The organism is Campylobacter concisus, assembly GCF_003048875.2.
GTDB classification, from domain to species: domain Bacteria; phylum Campylobacterota; class Campylobacteria; order Campylobacterales; family Campylobacteraceae; genus Campylobacter_A; species Campylobacter_A concisus_AU.
Map to the genome: position 1 here is coordinate 880746 of NZ_CP049264.1, position 16572 is coordinate 897317.

Sequence of the window (16572 nt, forward strand, 5' to 3'; positions counted from 1 at the left end):
TTTCTCTCCTTTAAATTTTTGAAATAATAACTAAAATTTTGTGATAATTTCTTGAAATATGCCTTTTAAATAAGCCGCCCCAACGCCCTCTCTAAGCCCATCGTCTATTACTATAAATTTCGCTTCTTGCCCGTTTAGTAGCTCCTCTAAAAGCAGTGTCCCAGCGATGAGCGGATACTTTCTACTTCTTCCAACCGCCACGTCAGCGCTTTTGTCATCCATCTTTAAAAGCTCATTTACAAACCAAGCAAGATCATCATTTTTAAGCTCATATCCACTCACTTTTTTTGGATCGTAGCTCTCGTAGTTTAGCCCAAGCTTTAGTGTTGTGATAGTGGTCGGCACTCCAGAAGTTAGTACGATAAGTCTGTTGTCAAGACTTGTTAAAAATTCCCTTGCCTCTTTTGTATAAATTTTTGCATTTTCTCGTATCAGATCAAGCGTCTTAAACCTCTCGTAAAAGGTGATGATGCCAAATTTAAAGCTTATAAATTTTCCATCTTCGCCTATCTCTGAGCTTGCACCGCCGATGTCGATGATGCTAAATTTATCATTTATGCCAAGCTTTCTTAAGGCATTTTGCACGCCTAAAAATGTAAGTTTTGCTTCAGCTTGTCCGTCAATGATATGAAAATTTATGCCAAATTTCTCTCTTATCTCGCTAAAAATTTCTTCGCTATTTGATGCCACTCTAAAAGCCTCAGTTGCGACTGCCACGCACTTAAATTTAGTAAAGTCAAATTTGCTTTTAGCCTCCGCTATCGCTTCAAAAAGCCTATTTTTAGCCTCAAAGCCTATCTTGCCACTTTCGTTTAAGCCCCTTGCAGCTCCAACTATCTTTTCATAAATTTGCTCATTAGTAAAGTCATTTTGCTCTTTTTTTATAAGTGCCACGCGAAAGGTGTTTGAGCCAAGATCGATCGCTATAACCAAAATTTATCCTTAATATTTTTGCCAAATTCTAACATATGATAATTTAGTATCATTTAAAGTGAGAAAATTCTAAAAACTTTAATAATTTTCAAGATATAATTTTGCCAAAAACTCTTACAAGGGGGCTTGATTGCTTCGAGATAACTTCTTGGCGTTAGTTATTTTTGCGATTTGCAGCGTTGGATTTTTCGTTTGGGGCTATCAATACATCCCGGCAAATAACTACTTTTTATTCTTGATCGCTGGTATGTTTGGTCTTTTTATGGCGTTTAATATCGGTGGAAATGATGTTGCAAACAGCTTTGGCACAAGCGTCGGCGCAAAAACACTCACACTAAAACAAGCTCTTGTAATCGCCGCCATTTTTGAGCTTAGCGGCGCGATATTTGCAGGATCTGAGGTTACAAATACTATTAGAAACGAGATCGTGAAATTTCCAAGCGATCTAAACCCGATGAAATTTGTCATCATTATGATCTCAGCCCTTCTAAGCTCAGGTCTTTGGCTATTTTACGCGTCCAAAAAAGGTCTGCCAGTCTCGACCACTCACTCGATAGTTGGTGGCATCGTTGGCGCAGGACTTGCTATGGGATTTATGATAAAAGACCCTGAGCCATTTAATATGGTCTCTTGGGGCGAGATCGGCAGGATCGCCGTTAGCTGGGTCATCTCGCCACTGCTTGGCGGCGTGATGTCTTACATTATATTTGGCTATGTAAAAAGCAAAATAATCGAGCCAACACACGAGCTAAAGACAAATTTAAAAGCGCTAAAAGCTGAGAGAAAAGCCTATAAAGAAAGCTTCATAAAAGCGCTTAAAACAAAGCCAGCTGAGGAGCAGATAGCCACTCTTTCAAAAATCGCAGTTATCGATGAGGACGAGATCGAAACCACTGAATACAGCGAGTACCGCTCAAAAATTCGCATCATGAAAGATAGTGAAAAAGAGATAGATACCTTTAAAGCAATGAAAAAGCACATCCCGATCATCGCTGGATTTGCTGCAATGGTCATCTCATCGATGATGCTTTTTAAAGGGCTTGAACACATAAATTTAGCCTTTAGCATCATCCAAACAGTCTGGATCATCTTTGTTATCGGTGCTCTAGCGTATCTTGCAAGCCTTGCTATCATAAACGTCATGAGCAAAAACGATAGCGAAAAGAGTATCAATAGAATTTTCTCATGGTTTCAAATTTTTACCGCTTCATCTTTTGCATTTTCACATGGCGCAAACGACATCGCAAATGCCGTTGGACCATTTGCAGCTGTGCTTGACGTGCTAAAAACTGGCTCTATAAACGAAAGCTCACCTATACCAAGCATCGCAATGGTAACCTTTGGCATCTCGCTTGTCGTTGGACTTTGGTTTTTAGGCAAAGAGGTGATCACTACTATTGGCTCAAAACTAGCTGAAATTTTACCTACGACTGGCTTTAGTGCGGAGCTTGCCTCAAGTATCGTCATACTTCTAGCTACAAAGCTTGGCATACCAGTTAGCTCGACGCATATCCTAATAGGCGCAGTTTTGGGCATTGGCATCGTAAATAAAAATGCAAACTGGAAAATGGTAAGACCTATCATCCTAGCTTGGCTCATCACACTGCCTGCAGCTGCTATCTCATCGGCTATATTTTATTTCGCCCTTGCTAAATTTCTAGGCGTTTAGAAAAACACTTTGCTTGTAAATTTAAAATTTGCAAGCAAATTTCATTTAAACTAAAATTTCTAATTTCTACGGATAAAAAACTATCAGAAAAATAAAATTTTACTTACATTATTTAATAGATTAATTTATTAAAGATTAATCAATTTAGGCTAAAATACGACCATTTCAACAAAAGGACAGCTATGAAAAAAGATGTAAAAAAAGTTGTTTTAGCATACTCAGGCGGACTTGACACAAGTATTATTTTAAAGTGGCTCCAAGACGAATACAAATGCGAAGTAGTCACATTTACAGCTGATATCGGACAAGGCGAAGAGCTAGAGCCTGCACGCAAAAAAGCCCTAGCACTTGGCGTAAAACCTGAAAATATTTTTATAGAAGACTTAAGAGAAGAATTTGTACGTGACTATGTATTTCCAATGTTTAGAGCAAACGCAGTCTATGAGGGCGAGTATCTGCTTGGCACATCAATCGCGCGTCCACTAATAGCAAAACGCCAAAGCGAGATCGCAAGACTTGTTGGTGCTGATGGTGTGAGCCACGGAGCAACAGGTAAAGGCAACGACCAAGTTCGCTTTGAGCTTGGCTACTACGCACTTGGCGACAACCTAACTATCATCGCTCCATGGCGCGAGTGGGATCTAAACAGCCGCGAAAAACTTTTGGCATACGCTGAGAAAAACGGTATAGATATCACCAAAAAACCAGGTAAGAGCCCATATTCAATGGATGCAAATTTACTTCACATAAGCTATGAGGGTCTAGTGCTTGAAGACCCAAGCCACGCACCAGAAGATGATATGTGGAGATGGACAGTAAGTCCAAAAGATGCTCCAGATAAGAGCGAGATCATTGAGATAGGCTATGAAAAAGGCGATCCAGTGAGCATAAACGGCAAAAAGATGAGCCCAGCTGAAATTTTAACCGAGCTAAACCGCCTTGGCGCAAAACACGGTATCGGCAGACTTGACATCGTAGAAAACCGCTCAGTTGGTATGAAGAGCCGCGGCTGCTACGAAACTCCTGGCGGCACGATAATGCTAAAAGCTCACAGAGCGATCGAGAGCATCACGCTTGACCGCGGTGCAGCTCACTTAAAAGATGAGATCATGCCAAAATATGCAGAGTTAATCTACAACGGTTACTGGTGGTCACCTGAGCGAAATATGCTCCAAGCTCTCATCGACAAGAGTCAAGAACACGTAAATGGCTCTGTAAAAGTTGAGCTTTATAAAGGCAACGTGACTATCCTTGGCAGAAGTAGCAAAAATGATAACCTATTTAGCGAGGCATACTGTACATTTGAAGAAGATAGCGTTTATGATCAAAAAGATGCAGCTGGATTTATCAAGCTAAATGCGCTTCGTTTCATCATCGCACGCAAAAATGGGCGAAAATTTGACTAAAAATAAAATTTAAAAGGATAAAAATGAAAGTACTACTAATAAAAGATGTAAAGGCGCTTGGCAAAGCTGGCGAGATAAAAGAGGTAAAAGACGGCTATGGCAACAACTTCTTAATCGGCAAAGGCTTTGCAAAAGCAGCCACTCCAGATGTCCTTCGTCAATACGAAGCAGCTCAAAAAAGAAAGGCTGAAGAGCTAAAATATGAAATCGCAAATTTAGAAAAACTAAAAGAAGAGCTTGCAAAAGTGACAGTCGTCGTCAAGAAAACTCTTGGTGCAAATGGCTCGCTTTTTGGTTCAGTTTCAAAAGAGGAGATCGCAGCAGAGCTTGAAAAAACTCACCATTTAGTAGTCGAGAAAAGAGCGATCGACATGGACACTCACTTAAAAGCAGTTGGTCTTTATGATGTTTCTATAAAGCTTGGACACTCGATAAATGCGACCTTAAAGGTTGATGTGCAAGGAGAGTAGATGTTTCATGCGACAACCATCTTAGCCTACAAAGGCAAAAATAAAGCGGTCATCGGCGGTGATGGACAGGTGAGTTTTGGCAACACCGTCTTAAAGGGCAACGCCGTAAAAATTCGCAAAATTCACAACGGCAAAGTCCTAGCTGGCTTTGCTGGCAGCACTGCTGACGCGTTTAATCTCTTTGACATGTTTGAGAAAAATTTAGAGCATACAAAGGGAGACTTGCTAAAGGCGGTGATAGAATTTAGCAAAGAGTGGCGCAAAGACAAGTATCTAAGAAAGCTTGAGGCGATGATGCTTGTGCTTGATAGGGATAAAATTTTCTTACTTAGTGGCACTGGAGATGTTGTTGAGCCAGAAGATGGCAAGATAGCAGCTATCGGAAGTGGCGGAAATTTCGCCCTTTCAGCGGCCCGTGCCTTAGATAAATTTGCTGATATCGACGAAGAGGAGTTAGTCAAAGAGAGTCTCAAGATAGCCGGCGAAATTTGCATCTATACAAATACAAACATCAAAACTTATGTTTTAGAATAAGAGAGAAAATGAACTTAACACCAAGAGAAATTGTTAAATTTTTAGATGACTATGTGATCGGTCAAAAGGACGCCAAAAAGATCATAGCGATCGCACTTCGCAACCGCTACCGCCGTATGAAGCTTGAAAAGAGCTTGCAAGATGACATCATGCCAAAAAATATCTTGATGATCGGCTCAACTGGCGTTGGTAAAACCGAGATCGCAAGGCGTCTTTCAAAGATGATGGGATTGCCATTTATAAAGGTCGAGGCTAGCAAATATACTGAGGTTGGCTTTGTTGGTCGTGACGTTGAGAGCATGGTAAGAGACCTTGCTATGGCGTCATATAATCTCGTAAAAAACGAGCAAAGCGAGAAAAATCAAGATAAAATCAACGCCTACATCGAAGAAAAGATCGTCTCAAAGCTACTTCCGCCACTTCCAAAAGGTGCGAGCGAAGAGAAGCAAGCAGAGTACGCAAAGAGCTATGAAAAAATGCTAAATAGGCTAAGAAATGGCGAGCTTGACGAGTTAAGCATTGAGATAGAGGTGCAGCAAAATCCGCTTGAAGCTGGCTCAAACGTGCCACCTGACATGGCACAGATGCAAGAGAGCTTTATCAAGATAATTGGCATCGGCGGCAAAAACATCAAAAAAGAGATGAAGGTAAAAGACGCCAAAAAAGCCCTTCAAAGCGAAGCAAATGATAAAATTTTAGACCTTGAGAGCGTAAAAACAGAGGCTTTAAGAAGGGCTGAAAACGAGGGCATCATCTTTATAGACGAGATCGATAAAGTAGCCGTTGGCTCAGGTAGCTCAAACAGGCAAGATCCTAGCAAAGAAGGCGTGCAAAGAGACTTGCTACCTATCGTTGAGGGCTCGAATGTAAATACTAAATTTGGAAATTTAAAGACAGACCATATTTTATTTATCGCAGCTGGAGCCTTTCATATAAGCAAGCCAAGCGATCTCATCCCAGAGCTTCAAGGCCGTTTCCCACTAAGGGTCGAGCTTGATAGTCTTGATGAGGACGCGCTTTATCAAATTTTAACTCAGCCAAAAAATTCGCTTTTAAAACAATATATCGCACTTCTTTCAACTGAAAATGTCGAGCTAGAATTTGACGATGAAGCGATAAAAGAGATAGCAAGGATCGCTCACGCAGCAAATGAAAAGATGGAAGATATCGGTGCTAGACGCCTTCACACGGTGATCGAGCGCGTGATAGAAGATATCAGCTTTGAGGCTAGCGAAAAGAGCGGCGAGAAGATAAATGTGACAAAAGAGCTTGTAAAAGAGCGCCTAAAAGACGTGGTTGAGGATCAAGATCTAGCGAGGTATATACTTTGAAATCGGGCTTTGTTAGCATCATAGGACGCACAAATGCTGGCAAAAGCTCGTTTTTAAATGCATTGTTGAATGAAAAGATCGCCATTGTCTCGCACAAGCAAAACGCAACTCGTAGAAAGATAAATGGCATAGTAATGAACGGTGAAGATCAGATCATCTTTACCGACACGCCAGGGCTTCACGAGAGCAATAAGGCGATAAATCAACTACTAATAAACCAAGCTATAAAATCGATGGGAGACTGTGATCTCATAGTATTTTTAGCGCCTATTCATGATAGTACAAGCGACTATGAGAAATTTCTAGCTCTAAATCCTGAAAAACCACACATCTTAGTGCTAACAAAAGTCGATGAGAGCTCAAATACTAAAGTGCTTGAAAAGATCACTCAGTATCAGAAATTTCAAGATAAATTTGCAGCTTTGCTCACCTTTAGCACCAAGCAGCCTACCTATAAAAAGCCGCTTCTTGATGAAATTTGCAAGCTTTTGCCAGAGCATGAGTACTTTTATGATCCAGAATTTCTCACGCCGACAAATGAGAAGGAAATTTTTAGAGAATTTATACTTGAAGCGATCTATGAAAATTTAAGCGATGAGATCCCATATCTTAGCGATGCGATCATAAAAAGCGTGAAAGAAAAAACTGGCATAACTGAAATTTATGCTAGTATCATCACGGAGCGTGACATCCACAAAAGCATGATCATCGGGAAAAATGGTGAAACTATTAAAAGAATTGGAATTTTTGCAAGAAAGTTAATACAAAATTTAACCAACACAAAGGTCTTTCTAAAGCTCGATGTAGTCGTTAAAAAAGGCTGGAGTAAAGAAGAAAAGAGCCTAAATCAGATAATTGGCTATTGATTTTTTATTTTAAAGATATTAAAATACCCAATATAAGCGTTTAGGAAGGTTTTTTGATTCATGATGAATATTAAAAAAAATAGTGAAATTTCTATAGTTGCACTAGATCCGTATGACTATAAAGGATTTCGTTATCATAACAGCAATGTAGAAGCTTTTAACTTTTCAAAAACAGTCAATAAACGCGACTTTTTCATCTCATATATAAAATTTAAAGACCTAAAAACAACAACTATTTTTATCCCTAGAAGCGTTGATAGCGACACCCTCTATGAGGAGCTTTATTCAAAGACCTATGCAGAGCTCTCACTTGATCCAGCGCTTGATAATAAGATATTTTTCTCAGAAGGTACTACAAAAGCTCAAGAGAGAATTTTTACTGTTTTTGCTATCACAAATGAAGATATAAATTCGACCTTTAAAGCAGTTGCAAAAAAGGTCCCATATATCGACTATCTTGCGCCTGAGCCTTTGATCTACTCTGCTATTTATAAAAAAGGCTTGCTACCTAGCACACAAGCAGACTGCTTTATCGCGCTTAGAAAAGATGAATCATTTTTAAGCATATATTTAGATGGTGATTTTTTTACTGCAAGAGAAATTCGCTATAACCTAAACTATCTTAAAGATAAATTCTTAGAGCAAAGCGGCGATCGCCTAAGCGATGATAAATTTCTCGAAGTTTTGTCTCAAAGAGGACTCGTAAATAAAGACGATGATGGCTTTAACTACGATCTAAACACAGTTTTTGAAGATTATATATTTTACTTTAACGATATTTTAAACATTATAAATAGCCAAAATGGCATAGCCATAAAGAAAATTTACATAGATTGTGACTATGAGATCAAAAATTTTGCAAATTTTATCTCAACCAAACTTGGCTTGGATGCCGAATATATAAACATAAAAGTTGCGATAAATAACAAAAACTACACTATCAACGAGCGTTATAACGTTATGGCTTTATTTGGTAGATTTTATACCAAAGAGCCATTTTATGAGAATTTTAACCTCTCAAATATGCTCCGTCCAGATCCATTTGTCAAAAGAAAAAGTGGCAAATTCTTGCTCACTTGCGCTACGGCATTTGCGCTAAGTATGTTATATCCAGCTTACAACTACATAGCTGGTCTTGTTTTAGAAAAAGACAGCGCAAGACTAAATGACGAATATAGCGTCTTAAACGCACAAGAGATGCAGATAAAAGAGACGCTAGCTAAAATTTCAAGAGAACAAGAGGCGGTAAAAGAGCAGACTCAAAAAGAGAATGAAAAGCTAAATTTTAGAAAAGGTCTGCTTGCTGAGATCGAAAATAAAAAAGATAATTACGCTATGAAGGGTTTAAATCTTTTTAAAATTACCGATATTTTAAATCTAAACGCAGTTCATATCACAAACATCGTAAATAACGATAGAAATTTGACTATAACTGCAGTTAGCGATAATGAAAAAAGGATAACCCAGTTGATCAAAGATATCAGCAAAGATGAAAAATACTTGGTAAATACTAAAAAAATTCGCTCCGATGACGCTAAACACGAGTATGAAAGTAATATAAGCATAGAGATTAGACAATGAGACAAGATATTTTAAGCAAAATGGATCAATACTTTGATAGCAAAAAGCCAAACGAAACAAACCTCATTTTTCTTGGCTCAGCGCTTATCATAGCTTACCTTGTCTATATGCTATGCTTTGATCCTGCACAAAATTTCTTTGATGAAAAGCTTGATAAACATACGAGAATTTCTACAAAGCTAGAAAACACTAGAAATTATCTAGCCTCAGTGAGCTCCCCTGATGGCGATAGAAATTTCAAGATAAACGAAGAAAATAGAAATTTAAGCAATCTAAAACTTCGTTACACAAATATTTTGAAATTTAATACCTATTTTGATTCAAAGCTAAAAGAGCTTTCATTTTTGCTTTTTGACAATCAAAACTGGGCAAACTATATAGATAGTATCGTGCTTTTGGCAAAACAAAATAATATAAAAATTTTAGAGCTTAAAAGTGATATAAAAGAGCCAAATTTCCAAAAGATAGAGCAAATTTTAAATATAGATGTCACTTGCCTTGGAAATTTTAAAGATATGCTTAGCTATATAAACGGACTTGAAGAGTCAAAACTCGTAGTAGATCTTCACAAGATGGATATAAATTCCACTCAAAAAGATCTAGGAGCTAAGCTCTCTATCTCTGTGTGGGGTATGAAGTACTGATGAAAAAATTTGGTTTATTTTTAATTTTAGCTCTTGGCCTATTTGGTAATGAGTTTGAAGGCGAGATGAAAAACTATGATGAAGTTTTTGTTAAGATAAAGGAGCAAAGAAAGGGGCTTAATAACGGTGAAATTTCTAGCTTGCAAGATCCTTTTAAGCTAAATTTGCCAGTTGCTCCAAAAGGCGATCAAAACACTACAAAATACTCTTCTGCAAGGGGGTTTATGCTAAAGGCTATTTTGCTAAATAAAGCAAATATAAATGGCAAGTGGTATAAAGTGGGAGATATGATTGATGATTACAATATCACAAGTGTTCAAAATAACAAGGTTATCATCGTAAAAGATGGTGAAAAACAAGAACTAACTCTTAAAAATGGAAGTAAAAATGTTGGTATCAAAATTAAGTAAATTTATTATAACTGCGGCGTTGGCTTCATTTTTAGCTACCCCTATAATGGCAAAACCAAGCACATGCTTGAGTAAAAATTTTAGTATGAAGATCACAGACGATATAAGTCTTGGCGATGTTTTAAATCAGCTCTCTGAAATGTGTGATTTTAGTATTGTTGCAAAAGATGCTTATAGTAAAAAAGAGCTTGACGATAAAGTCTTTGGCGTAAATATAAGAAACATGAGTCTAAGCGAGGTCTTTGATCTACTTTTAAATGAGAAAAATTTAAGCTATGAGTTTTCAAATAATGTCTTAAAAATCTCATCGCTTCAAACAAAAATTTTTAAAATAGACTATATCACCTCTATCCGTGAGGGCACAGCTATCACAAAAGCTTCGGTTGATGCCTCTCCATCAGAGGTTGGCAATAGCTCAAGCAGTGACACTAGCTCAAATGACATAAAAAATGAAAACAACTTGATAAGAACAACAGAGAAATTTGACTTCTGGGAGAAGCTTGATGCTGAGCTAAAAGCTATCTTAAACAATAGCAGCGAGCACATCACAGCGCCAGATCCTATCATAAACCAAAATGCTGGACTTATCACGGTTACAGCCACTCCGTCACAGCTAAAACGCGTTGAAAAATATATAGCCGAGATGCAAAGAAGACTTAAAAAGCAAGTCATCATCGACGTTTCTATCATCGCAGTTGATCTAAATAATGAGTATAAACAAGGTGTTGATTGGAGTAAATTTGAGCTTGGATTTAACTCATATATAGGCAACCAAGGCTCTAGCACCGGCTCAAGTGCAAGCTGGACAAATAAGGGCAACAGCCTAAGCGATGGCTTTGGACGCACACTAAACATCGCTGCAAATTTAAACTTTAGCCTTGATGGTATGATAAATTTCCTTGAAACAAATGGTAAAACAAAGGTCGTTTCAAGTCCAAAAGTAACCACTCTAAACAACCAACAAGCGCTAATCTCTGTGGGTGATAATATAAACTACCGCGTGATGGAAGAGACAGATAATGGTAGCAACAATAACAATAACAACAGGCTTACAACAACTTATAAACAATACTCTGTATTTATCGGTATCTTGTTAAATTTGCTTCCAGAAGTTTCAGATAACAACAAGATCATGCTTCGCATCAACCCAAGCTTAAGCAGCTTTAAGTATGCAGAAGATGACACAAGATCACAAAATACAGCCATTAGAGAGATCGCCCCTGATACAGTTCAGAAAAAACTCTCAACCGTCGTTCAGGTAAATAGTGGCGATACGATCATACTTGGCGGACTTATCGGACAGACCAAAGATAAGCAAAACACAGCTGTGCCACTTCTAGCCGACATACCTTTGATAGGAAGCGTCTTTAAAAGCACAAGAGATGGCGTAAGAACTACTGAGCTTATCTTTGTCATCACGCCAAGAGTTGTTGATCTTGAAGATCCAAAACCAGTTCAGCAGTCGCTAAAAGATCTAGGATTTTCTAAATCGATCTATGAGTAACGAAAATATTTATACACATATAAAAGATGTTTTTATAGATGAAGACGAGAGTTTAAATTTCGTAAATTTAGACAACTCTATAAGCTGCTACAACAAGATAGTTTTAGCTTTAAAAAAGCCACTAAAGCTTATCTTATTTTATGGCAAGCCAGGTAGCGGCAAGACCTTTTTGCTAAACAAGATCGCAAATGATCTAAAAGAAGATAAAAGCCTCATCTTTTTTCCACATCCATTTTTTAGTGAGGCGACATTTATCGAGGCACTTTGTGAGCAAATTTATGGAAAAAAGCTTGAAGATATAAACAACTTTGAGAGCTTTATAAAATTTTATTCAAAAGACTTTAGCAGTAAAGATGAAATTTTAAAAAATCAAATGACGGTTATCCTAGATGAAGCACAGCTCTATCCGACTGAGCTTATCGAGAAGATAAGGCTTATGGCCGATACTAGGATGTTTAAATTTCTCTTTACGATACACAAAACCGAAAACGAAGATATTTTGGCGAAAGATTATTTTCAGACTAGAATTTGGGAGAGCATCGAGCTAAGTAGTGCTGATGTAAATGAGATCATCATCTACTTGCAAAGAAAGCTTAGTCAAAAAAACTATGATAAATACCTTAAATTTGAGAAAAAAGACTACGAGTGCGCCTACTCATTTTGCGGTGGAAATTTAAGAACGCTAAACAAGATCATGTATAAATTCTATGAAATTTGCGAATACTACGAGCAGTATCAGCCTTCAAAGCTTAGCGGCGATAAGGCAAATACCATGATACTCACCATGGCTGCACTTGATGCGGGGCTAATCGATGCTTGAACCACAAGAAATTCAAAGACTAGAAAAGCTTTATGAGAGCTACAAGAAAAAAAATGGTGGCTTTTTGCATAAAATTTTTAATGCCAAAAACTCTAAAATTTTAATCATCGAGCTTTTACTTATCATCATTTTGCTGGCTGCATTGATAGCGCTAAGCATAGAAAAAACCCCAAGTCTTGCTAGTAAAAGCGATAAATTTTTAGCTAAAAATGCAACCGCAGTAAAAATGGTAGAAAAAAACGAAACAAATGCAAGCATGCTTAGCGAGCTAAAGCAAAAGAGCGAGGTTGCTAAGGCTAAATTTGAAGAGGGTAAGAAGCAAGATGAGCTGGCTGACAAGATAGCTAAAAAGCTCGAAGAGGTCGTAAAGATAAACGAAACAAACGATACTTCAAAAAATGACCCAAAAAGGCAAAGAAGCTCACAAGGTTGGCTTAAGCTAAATATCCCTGATGAAGAGCCACTTACCGAACAAAATGGCATAAACGGCATGAGCGTGCCACAAGATGAAGTGATAGATCTTGAGGCAAAACCAGCTAGAAAGCGTGTAAATATACAAGTAACTTCAGCATCAAATGAAGAGAGCGTGCTAAGGGAGCAGTTTTTAAAGACAAACAATCCAACTATCGCGCTCGAGCTTGCTAGATTAAATTTTAGAAATAATAATTTCAAAGAAGCTATAAAGTGGTCGCTTGCCGCGAACGATATAGATAATAGCTTAGAGGAGTCGTGGATCATCTTTGCAAAGTCAAAATATAAGCTAAAACAAAGCGATGATGCCGTCAAAGCTCTAAGGGAGTATAATAAAAACTTAAACAAAGCTTCGATAAATGAGCTTATAAATAAGATAAAAAGTGGAACATTATGAAATTTTTTGCTATTTTTTTGCTTTTTGTTTGTGAAGTTTTTGCTGTTAGTCTGACTGAGATAAGAGATGACTTTAACAGCGCAAACTATGCAAAAGTCTGCAACCAAAAGGTTGAGGACTTTTTAAAAACACAAAATAACGAAGAGCAAATTTCTATGTTTGGCATCGCTTGCATAAAGATGAACGATCTAAACAGGCTAGCAACTCCGATCGATAAGCTAGTAAAGAGCGAAAAATCAAGAGAAAATGCTGCCTATTTTGCTGATATCTTATTTAAGAAAAAGCTCTTATTTCACGCTATGATAGATGGCGTTGATATAAGCTATATCAGGCTTCCAAAGAGTGATTATATACTTTCATTTTTGTTTGATAAATTTGTAAAAAAAGAGTATGTCGAAGAGCTTGGCACATTTATATTTGAAGAGCCAAATTCTGACACAAGATATGAGATAAGCCCAACAAATGGGCAAATACCAAAGCTAGTGCTTAAAATTTTTAAAAATAACGACCTGAAATCACAAATAGAGTATAGATAATGAAAAATGTAGAAAATGTAATCTTAAAAAATATAGAACAAAATGGCAAACTAAGCACATCAGATATAGAAAAGATAAAGCAGATAAGCGAGCAAGAAGGTAAGGGTCTTGTTAAAATTTTAAGAGATGAAAATTTAATAAACGATGAAGATTTTATGGAAATTTTGTCCGATATTTACAGAAGAGGGCATGTAAATATAGATGAAATTTCAAACGATCTTGAGCTTGATATAAAGGCTTTTGTTAAATTTATAAGCGAGAAATTTAAGGTTTTATACTTTGACCTTGATGATATCGACATCGACTACCGCATCAGTGAGAAGCTAAGCACCGCTCAGCTAAAAACATATAGCGCGATCCCAGTAAAAGAAGACGAGATAAGCGTATATGTCGCTTTTAAAAATCCGTTTGACGTTATTGCTCAAGATAAGGTGCAAAATTTATTTAATAGAAAACTACTAAAAGTTGCCATCGCTCAGCCAACTCAGATAGAAAAATATATAAGCAAGCTAGCACTTAATGAGAGCATAAAAGATGTGATAACAGAGATCAGAAGAGAGCTTTCAAGCTCGGCCAGTCAAGGTCAAAACACTGAAAACTCTGGAATTTTAAAGCTAATCGAGATCATCTTAAAAACATCTATCCAAAGCAGAGCCAGCGACATCCATATCGAGCCAACCGAGACAAACTGCATCGTAAGAAGCAGGATCGATGGCATGCTAAGTGAGACATTTATATTTGATAAAGATATCTATCCGCCGATGGTTAGCCGTATGAAGCTACTTTCAAATATGGATATCGCAGAGCGCCGCCGCCCACAAGATGGTAGATTTTCAGCTCAAATTTTAGACAAAGAGTATGATTTTCGTATCTCGACGCTACCTATATTAAATGGCGAAAGTATAGTTTTAAGAATTCTTGATAAGTCAAAGGTCATTATAAATTTAGAAGATCTTGGCATGCACCCAGACAACTTTTCTAAATTTAAAAAGAGCATGAAAGCACCTTATGGCATCATCCTTGTTACTGGTCCAACAGGCTCAGGTAAGACTACGACACTTTACGGCGCGCTAAATGATATAAAAAGCGTAAAAACTAAGATCATCACAGTTGAAGATCCGGTTGAATACCAGCTAAATATGATCCAACAAGTGCATGTAAATGAAAAGGCTGGACTTACCTTTGTCTCAGCTCTTCGCTCTATCTTGAGGCAAGATCCAGATGTCATAATGATAGGTGAGATCAGAGATCAAGAGACGCTTCGCATAGCGATACAAGCGGCACTTACTGGTCACCTTGTCTTTTCTACGCTTCACACAAATGATGCCATAAGCGCGCTTCCTCGTATGATAGATATGGGCATCGAGCCTTATCTAGTAAGTGGCGCGCTCGTTTGCATAGAGGCTCAAAGGCTTGTTAGAAAGCTCTGCCCACACTGCAAACAAAAGATCACTCTATCTCAAAAGGCATTTGACGAGGTTAAGAAATTTGTCCCTGAAAACTACCAGTTTTATAAAAGCGTCGGCTGCCCGCAATGCTCACAAACTGGGTATCTAGGACGTGAGATGATAAGTGAAATTTTACCTATTAGTGACCATATAGCAAGCATGGTCGCAAATGGTGCTTCTAAAGATGAGCTTAAAAGCGTAGCTTACGAAGAGGGCTTTATAGATATGTTTCATGATGGTGTCATAAGAGCAGCAAATGGCATAACCACGCTTGAAGAAGTTTATAGGGTTGCTAAGATATGAAATACTTTGAGGTTGAATACATCCAAAACGGCAAACGCCACAAGATGAGCCTAAGAGCGAACAATAAAAGCGAGATCAAAGACAAAGCAAATGTCACTGGCATGATCGTAAAGATCAAAGAGACGCAAACTTCTAGCATAAATAACTTTGAAAATTTACAAAACGTGATCGCAAAGGCTTTTACTAATCCAAAGGTGAAAATCCCAAATTTAGTAGCCACCATAAGGCAGCTTAGCGTTATGACAAATGCTGGAATTTCTATCCACGATAGCATTAAAGAGGTTGCAAACTCCACCGAGGATAAGCGCCTTAAATTTATATTTCAAACTATAGATGAGGAGCTAAATCAAGGCTCAAGCCTCACAAATAGCATAGAAAATTTTAAAGAAGAGCTAGGCGACGTGACGCTAGCGATGATAAGACTAGGGGAAAGCACTGGTAATATGGCTGACGCGCTTGTAAAGCTCGCCTCTATCTTGCAAGAGGTCTGGGACAATCAGCAAAAATTTAAAAAAGCTATCCGCTATCCGATAACAGTCATTTGTGCGATCATCATAGCCTTTGTCATCCTTATGATACTTGTTGTGCCGCAGTTTAGAGAAATTTTCGAGCAGTTAAATGCAGAGCTGCCACTGCCAACTAAAATTTTGCTAAATATCGAATATGTCATGACAAACTACGGCTTTTATATCCTTGGAGCACTTGCGTTTATCGGATATTTGCTTAGAAAATACTACCTTGAGAGTGAAGAATTTCAAGATAAGGTCGATAAATACCTTTTGAAAGTCTATCTCATCGGCAAGATCATATTTTATTCGAATATGAGTAGATTTAACCTCATCTTTACAGAGCTTGTTCGAGCTGGTTTGCCTATAGCAGATGCCCTTGATACGGCTGTGATAACGGTTTCAAACAAGGATATCAAAAAAAAGCTAAGCGGCGTTAAGATACTTGTTGGTAGGGGCGTTAGCCTAACAGAGGCTTTTAGAGATACAAATTTATATGAAAATATGCTCATACAGATGATAAGCGCTGGCGAGCAAAGCGGTAGCTTAGACGATATGACCGGAAAAGTAACTGACTATTACAGGATGAAATTTAACGATATTATTGATAACATCTCAAACTATATAGAGCCTATCTTGCTTGTTTTTATAGCAGGCATGGTGCTTTTACTGGCTCTTGGTATATTTTTGCCGATGTGGGATCTATCAAAAGCCGTTAAAAACTAAAATAATTAAAATCTTAA

At 37.7% G+C, this 16572-nt stretch carries 16 protein-coding genes; 15 read left to right on the plus strand and 1 reads right to left on the minus strand.

All coding sequences use genetic code 11. The features are described from left to right. Window positions 1-30: 30 nt before the first annotated feature. Entirely contained in the window at window positions 31-933 is a 903-nt protein-coding gene (locus tag CVT07_RS04460; protein WP_107936749.1) for a disulfide bond formation protein DsbA, read from the minus strand. Window positions 934-1063: 130 nt separating this feature from the next. Here CVT07_RS04460 and CVT07_RS04465 point away from each other — a divergent pair, with 130 nt between their 5' ends. The 15 genes from CVT07_RS04465 (at window position 1064) to CVT07_RS04535 (ending at window position 16555) form a co-directional block, all read left to right on the plus strand. Next, the gene (locus CVT07_RS04465; RefSeq protein ID WP_002940474.1) at window positions 1064-2602 is read left to right on the plus strand and encodes an inorganic phosphate transporter; all 1539 of its coding nucleotides are present in this window, start codon (window positions 1064-1066) and stop codon (window positions 2600-2602) included. Window positions 2603-2784: 182 nt separating this feature from the next. Then, entirely contained in the window at window positions 2785-4008 is a 1224-nt protein-coding gene (locus CVT07_RS04470) for an argininosuccinate synthase (protein ID WP_021086204.1), read from the plus strand. A gap of 23 nt (window positions 4009-4031) precedes the next feature. Then, window positions 4032-4478 carry a 50S ribosomal protein L9 gene (rplI, locus tag CVT07_RS04475; protein WP_107936747.1) on the plus strand — a complete coding sequence of 149 codons (447 nt, stop codon included), beginning with the start codon at window positions 4032-4034 and terminating at the stop codon, window positions 4476-4478. After that, window positions 4479-5012, plus strand: coding sequence for an ATP-dependent protease subunit HslV (gene hslV, locus CVT07_RS04480; protein WP_103567505.1), 534 nt, complete (start codon window positions 4479-4481; stop codon window positions 5010-5012). Window positions 5013-5020: 8 nt separating this feature from the next. Next, the gene (gene hslU, locus CVT07_RS04485; protein ID WP_021089127.1) at window positions 5021-6343 is read left to right on the plus strand and encodes an HslU--HslV peptidase ATPase subunit; all 1323 of its coding nucleotides are present in this window, start codon (window positions 5021-5023) and stop codon (window positions 6341-6343) included. Next, complete coding sequence (gene era / locus CVT07_RS04490; RefSeq protein WP_107936745.1) at window positions 6340-7209, plus strand: GTPase Era; 870 nt, start codon at window positions 6340-6342, stop codon at window positions 7207-7209. The genes hslU and era overlap by 4 nt, the downstream gene beginning before the upstream one ends. A gap of 60 nt (window positions 7210-7269) precedes the next feature. Further along, entirely contained in the window at window positions 7270-8790 is a 1521-nt protein-coding gene (locus CVT07_RS04495; protein WP_107936743.1) for a C4-dicarboxylate ABC transporter, read from the plus strand. Next, window positions 8787-9434: a hypothetical protein gene (locus CVT07_RS04500; protein WP_009293841.1), complete on the plus strand. Its 648-nt coding sequence runs from the start codon at window positions 8787-8789 to the stop codon at window positions 9432-9434. Before CVT07_RS04495 ends, CVT07_RS04500 begins: the two co-directional genes overlap by 4 nt. Beyond that, window positions 9434-9844, plus strand: a complete 411-nt coding sequence (locus tag CVT07_RS04505) for a hypothetical protein (RefSeq protein WP_107936741.1) — start codon at window positions 9434-9436, stop codon at window positions 9842-9844. The genes CVT07_RS04500 and CVT07_RS04505 overlap by 1 nt, the downstream gene beginning before the upstream one ends. Then, on the plus strand, window positions 9822-11348 hold the full coding sequence (mshL, locus tag CVT07_RS04510) for a pilus (MSHA type) biogenesis protein MshL (RefSeq protein WP_103611975.1): 1527 nt from the start codon (window positions 9822-9824) through the stop codon (window positions 11346-11348). The genes CVT07_RS04505 and mshL overlap by 23 nt, the downstream gene beginning before the upstream one ends. Then, the gene (locus tag CVT07_RS04515) at window positions 11341-12168 is read left to right on the plus strand and encodes an ATP-binding protein (RefSeq protein ID WP_002940497.1); all 828 of its coding nucleotides are present in this window, start codon (window positions 11341-11343) and stop codon (window positions 12166-12168) included. The genes mshL and CVT07_RS04515 overlap by 8 nt, the downstream gene beginning before the upstream one ends. Beyond that, window positions 12161-13036, plus strand: coding sequence for a CDC27 family protein (locus CVT07_RS04520; RefSeq protein ID WP_107936739.1), 876 nt, complete (start codon window positions 12161-12163; stop codon window positions 13034-13036). Before CVT07_RS04515 ends, CVT07_RS04520 begins: the two co-directional genes overlap by 8 nt. Further along, window positions 13033-13572, plus strand: a complete 540-nt coding sequence (locus CVT07_RS04525) for a hypothetical protein (RefSeq protein ID WP_107936737.1) — start codon at window positions 13033-13035, stop codon at window positions 13570-13572. The genes CVT07_RS04520 and CVT07_RS04525 overlap by 4 nt, the downstream gene beginning before the upstream one ends. Further along, on the plus strand, window positions 13572-15323 hold the full coding sequence (locus tag CVT07_RS04530; RefSeq protein ID WP_107936735.1) for a GspE/PulE family protein: 1752 nt from the start codon (window positions 13572-13574) through the stop codon (window positions 15321-15323). The genes CVT07_RS04525 and CVT07_RS04530 overlap by 1 nt, the downstream gene beginning before the upstream one ends. Then, complete coding sequence (locus tag CVT07_RS04535) at window positions 15320-16555, plus strand: type II secretion system F family protein (RefSeq protein ID WP_107936733.1); 1236 nt, start codon at window positions 15320-15322, stop codon at window positions 16553-16555. The genes CVT07_RS04530 and CVT07_RS04535 overlap by 4 nt, the downstream gene beginning before the upstream one ends. Window positions 16556-16572: the final 17 nt, after the last annotated feature.

Excerpts from the sequence above, each read along its gene's own strand:
- CVT07_RS04470 (WP_021086204.1), top strand. The coding sequence starts at position 2,785 with ATGAAAAAAGATGTAAAAAAAGTTGTTTTAGCATACTCAGGCGGACTT.
- rplI (WP_107936747.1), top strand. The coding sequence starts at position 4,032 with ATGAAAGTACTACTAATAAAAGATGTAAAGGCGCTTGGCAAAGCTGGC.
- hslV (WP_103567505.1), top strand. The coding sequence starts at position 4,479 with ATGTTTCATGCGACAACCATCTTAGCCTACAAAGGCAAAAATAAAGCG.
- hslU (WP_021089127.1), top strand. The coding sequence starts at position 5,021 with ATGAACTTAACACCAAGAGAAATTGTTAAATTTTTAGATGACTATGTG.
- CVT07_RS04495 (WP_107936743.1), top strand. The coding sequence starts at position 7,270 with ATGATGAATATTAAAAAAAATAGTGAAATTTCTATAGTTGCACTAGAT.
- CVT07_RS04500 (WP_009293841.1), top strand. The coding sequence starts at position 8,787 with ATGAGACAAGATATTTTAAGCAAAATGGATCAATACTTTGATAGCAAA.
- CVT07_RS04505 (WP_107936741.1), top strand. The coding sequence starts at position 9,434 with ATGAAAAAATTTGGTTTATTTTTAATTTTAGCTCTTGGCCTATTTGGT.
- mshL (WP_103611975.1), top strand. The coding sequence starts at position 9,822 with ATGTTGGTATCAAAATTAAGTAAATTTATTATAACTGCGGCGTTGGCT.
- CVT07_RS04515 (WP_002940497.1), top strand. The coding sequence starts at position 11,341 with ATGAGTAACGAAAATATTTATACACATATAAAAGATGTTTTTATAGAT.
- CVT07_RS04520 (WP_107936739.1), top strand. The coding sequence starts at position 12,161 with ATGCTTGAACCACAAGAAATTCAAAGACTAGAAAAGCTTTATGAGAGC.
- CVT07_RS04525 (WP_107936737.1), top strand. The coding sequence starts at position 13,033 with ATGAAATTTTTTGCTATTTTTTTGCTTTTTGTTTGTGAAGTTTTTGCT.
- CVT07_RS04530 (WP_107936735.1), top strand. The coding sequence starts at position 13,572 with ATGAAAAATGTAGAAAATGTAATCTTAAAAAATATAGAACAAAATGGC.
- CVT07_RS04535 (WP_107936733.1), top strand. The coding sequence starts at position 15,320 with ATGAAATACTTTGAGGTTGAATACATCCAAAACGGCAAACGCCACAAG.